The organism is Streptomyces sp. NPDC006207, assembly GCF_040613835.1.
Lineage (GTDB): Bacteria > Actinomycetota > Actinomycetes > Streptomycetales > Streptomycetaceae > Actinacidiphila.
Window position 1 is genome coordinate 1 of the sequence record NZ_JBEXSX010000136.1, and the last position, 4,057, is coordinate 4,057.

Annotated in this window: 2 protein-coding genes, 1 pseudogene and 1 riboswitch; of the genes and pseudogenes, 1 reads left to right on the forward strand and 2 read right to left on the reverse strand. The window is 75.4% G+C overall.

The genetic code is table 11. The features are described 5' to 3' along the window. The coding region (locus ABZ312_RS44860; protein WP_500440207.1) for an acyl-CoA thioesterase at positions 1-481 on the reverse strand (481 nt) is incomplete at its 3' end. 5 nt (positions 482-486) lie between these two features. Next, positions 487-2,770 (reverse strand): annotated as a pseudogene (gene metE, locus ABZ312_RS44865) (5-methyltetrahydropteroyltriglutamate--homocysteine S-methyltransferase). A 107-nt stretch (positions 2,771-2,877) separates the two neighbouring features. Continuing rightward, a riboswitch (cobalamin riboswitch) is annotated at positions 2,878-3,094 on the reverse strand. Between the two features lie 394 nt (positions 3,095-3,488). Here metE and ABZ312_RS44870 point away from each other — a divergent pair. Then, on the forward strand, positions 3,489-4,013 hold the full coding sequence (locus tag ABZ312_RS44870) for a hypothetical protein (RefSeq protein WP_500323067.1): 525 nt from the start codon (positions 3,489-3,491) through the stop codon (positions 4,011-4,013). Positions 4,014-4,057 lie beyond the last annotated feature (44 nt).

Genomic DNA, 4,057 nt, shown 5'->3' on the forward strand with positions numbered 1-4,057 from the left:
TGCCGTGCCACGCTGACCTTGTGGCTGCACGTCGACTCCGCCGAGACGACCACCACCACCGCCTACGACAAGCTGACCCTGACCGCCGGCTCCACGCCACCGGCCGGGGCCTGCCGTCGGCGCCGGTGGCCACGAAGACCAGGTGCGCCGTGACGACGTCGGTCACCGGGCCCGGGGTGTCCCAGCGCTCGGCGGTGACGCGGACGCCGACGTCCATCGAGGTGCGGCCCGCGTGCTCCACGACCGCGTGGACGGTGAGCAGGTCACCGGCGTGCGCCGGGTGGAGGTAGGCCATCCCCTCCACGGAGACGGTCACCGCGGGCCCCGAGGCGTGCCGGGCCGCGGCCGCCGCCGCCGCGTCGTCGACGAGCTTCATCACGACCCCGCCGTGGACGGTCCCGTACAGGTTGGTGTCGTGCTCGCTCATGATGTGGGCGAGCGTCACGGCCGAGTCGGCCGGCGTCTTGTACCGCGGGGCCATCCCGCTCACCCCCGCACCCGGCGCGCCGCGGCCACCAGGTTCTCCAGCGCGGCACGGACCTCGCCCGGGGCCCGGGTCTTCAGACCGCAGTCGGGGTTGACCCACAGCCGTTCGGCGGGCAGGGCCCGCAGCGCCCGGTCGATGAGGTCGGAGATCTCCCGTTCCGAGGGGACGCGGGGCGAGTGGATGTCGTACACCCCGGGGCCGGCCTCCCGCCGGTAGCCGGCGGCGGCCAACTCGCCCGCGATCTCCATGTGGGAACGGGCGGCCTCCAGGCTGATGACGTCCGCGTCCAGGGCCTCGATGGCCGGCAGGATCTCCCCGAACTCCGCGTAGCACATGTGGGTGTGGACCTGGGTGTCCGCGCGGACCCCGGACGTGGCGAGGCGGAAGGCCTCGGTGGCCCACTCCAGGTAGCCGGGGCAGGCGGCGGCGCGCAGCGGCAGGCTCTCGCGCAGCGCGGGTTCGTCGACCTGGATGACCGCGGTCCCGGCCGCCTCCAGGTCGGCGACCTCGTCGCGCAGGGCGAGGGCGACCTGGCGGGCGGTGTCGGCGAGCGGCTGGTCGTCGCGGACGAAGAACCAGGCGAGCATCGTGACCGGGCCGGTGAGCATGCCCTTGACGGGCCTGCCGGTGAGCGACTGCGCGTAGGAGGTCCAGCGCAGCGTCATGGGCGCGGGCCGTGACACGTCGCCGACGAGGACCGGCGGCTTGACGTAGCGGCTCCCGTAGGACTGGACCCAGCCGTGCCGGGTGACGAGGAACCCGTCCAGCCGCTCGGCGAAGTACTGCACCATGTCGTTGCGTTCGGGCTCCCCGTGGACGAGGACGTCCAGACCCGCCTTCTCCTGGAACGCGACGACCTCGCGGATCTCGGCGGCGATCCGCTCCTCGTACTGCTGCGCCGTCAGCTTCCCCGCCCGCAGGGCCGCGCGGGCGGCGCGCAGGTCGGCGGTCTGCGGGAACGAGCCGATGGTCGTCGTCGGCAGCGGGGGCAGGCCGAGCCGGTTCCGCTGCGCCGCCGCCCGCTCCCCGTACGGCTGGGGGCGGCGGGCGTCGTCGGGGCCGGCGGCCGCGCAGCGGGCCCGTACGGCGGGGTCGTGGGTGAGGGCGGAGGCGGTACGTGAGGCCCGGGCGGCACGGCTCGCGGCCAGTTGCGGGGCGACGGCCTCCCGGCCCTCGGACAGGGCGCGCGCCAGGGTGACGGTCTCGTCGAGCTTCTGCCGGGCGAAGGCGAGCCAGCGCGTGACCTGCAGGTCCAGGGTGCGTTCCCGCGTCAAATCCAGGGGGACGTGGAGGAGGGAGCAGGAGGGCGCCACGTCGAGGTGGCCGGTCAGGCCCAGCAGGGTGGCCAGGGTGGCGAGCGAGGCCTCCAGGTCGTCGGCCCAGACGTTGCGGCCGTCGACGACCCCGGCGACCAGGCGCTTGCCGGGCAGGCCGCCGAGGGAGGCGAGCGCGTCGAGGTTCGCGGCGGCGGGACCGGTGAAGTCCAGGGCCAGCCCCTCCACGGGGGACTGAGCAAGGACGGGCAGGGCCTCCCCGAGGGCGTCGAAGTAGGTGGCGACCAGCACCTTCGGCCGGTCCGCGGCGAGCGGTGAGTTCGCGGTAGGCGCGGCCGGTGGCGTCGAGCACGGCACGCGGCTGGTCCTGGACCAGTACCGGCTCGTCCAGTTGCACCCATTCCACGCCCGCGGCCCGCAGGTCCGCCAGGAGGGACGCGTAGACCGGCAGCAGCCGGTCCAGCAGCGCGAGCGGTGTGAAACCGGCGCCGGGCGCGGGCTTGGACAGCAGCAGGAAGCTGACCGGGCCCAGCAGCACCGGACGGGCCGTCAGCCCTTCGCGCCGGGCCTCGGCGTACTGCGCGAGCTGCCCCCGCGGGTCGGGGGCGAAGCCGGTGCCGGGGCCGCTCTCCGGCACCAGGTAGTGGTAGTTGGTGTCGAACCACTTGGTCATCTCCAGCGGCGCCAGCTCCGCCGTGCCGCGCGCGGCCGCGAAGTAGGCGTCCAATTCGGTCACCTCGCCCGCGCGGTAGCGCGCGGGAACGGCGCCGACCGCCCAGGCCGTGTCCAGGACGTGGTCGTAGAGCGAGAGGCCGCCGGTCGGGATCTCGGTGATGCCCGCCGCGCGCATCTGGCGCCGGGCGCCCGCCCGGACGGACGCGGCGGTCGCGAGCAGGTCCTCCGCCCCGACGCGGCCCGTCCAGTAGCCCTCGAGGGCCCGCTTGAGCTCCCGGTCGGGGCCCTGGCGCGGGTAGCCGTGGAGGGTTGCACCGATGTGCGTGAGTGCCATGGAACTCTCCCTCGCGAGTTCGCACGGACCCCGGCACGGGACGCCGGCACGGCACACGAAGGCCGCCGCCGACCCGCCCACGAGGTCCCGGTGGAACCGCGCCCCACCGCGGGGCACGGGCAGTGGCAGGTCTTCGGACTCACGGGCACGTCTGCCGGGCAGACACCTACTGGCTGTCGCTTCCCGGGCGCTTGCGCGCCCAGTGCGTATGACGGCGGTCGTTCCCGCTCACCGCTGCGGGGCAGTCCCGGATTCCCACCGGGTTCCCTCTTGCGACGCATCCCGCCTGGCGGACGGGGCGAACCAGCTGCACGCGCCAGCCTACGGGGTGCGCCGCCCGCGGACGGGGAGATCCGCGGACCGGACGTCCCGGTGGGCACGGTGAGCGGCGCCGGGCGCCGCGTGCCGGGGTGGCAGGGCCCTGGATGCGGGTCGGCCCGGGCCGCGACGGAACGGAACGGGCGCAGTCGGCCGGTGCCGGTGCGGGCGGCCCCGCGGCGCGGGTGAACCGCGCGGCGGCCTCCTCCAGCCGCGCACGCGGCATGTCACCGGGCACCAGGCGGCCGGCCAGGCCTCCGGCACGACCTTGCGCAGCAGGCAGTGCAAGCGCGGGCCCGCACCGACGGCGACGAGGTCGTCGTCCCGGACGTCCCGGTGGGCGTCGCACACCCCCAACTCGGCCTCCCCCAGGGCCTGGTGGTTCGCGTAAATTGCTTCCATGGGGGCACGGGACGCACAGCACGAACCGATGCGAGGCGGCCGGCGATCGGAAGGGCGGGGCTCGGGCGAGGGCTCCGCGCATCCCCTGGCGCTCCTGCTGGCCGGCGTGGTGTTCCTCGCGGCGGGCGTCTGGCTGCTGACCGCGACGGCCAGGGACACCCTGGACGTGCGCTACGGCGTGCACACGGTGGGGACGGTCCGCGAGGCCCGCGACGCCTCCGGCGACGGCCGGCTGTGGGTGACCTTCACCGTGGCGGGCGCCGAGGTGACCCACCCGCTGCCGCCGGGCACCAACCGCCGCCAGGTGAACCACGGGGACCGGCTCCCCATCGTCTACCGGGCCGACCGTCCCGAGCGGGTCGTCGCCCGCCGTGACGTCGGGCACGGTCCCCTGCTGTTCTGGTCGGGGTTCACCGCGGTGGGACTCGTCCTGGCCGGCTGGTCCGGCCTGGCGCTGCACCGCGCCGGCCGGCGTCGGTCGCGCCCCGCCCCGTGGAAGGCGTGGGTCAGTCGGTGGGGGTGATGTGGCCGTCGCGGAGTTCCAGGACGCGGTCGGCGAGGGCGAGG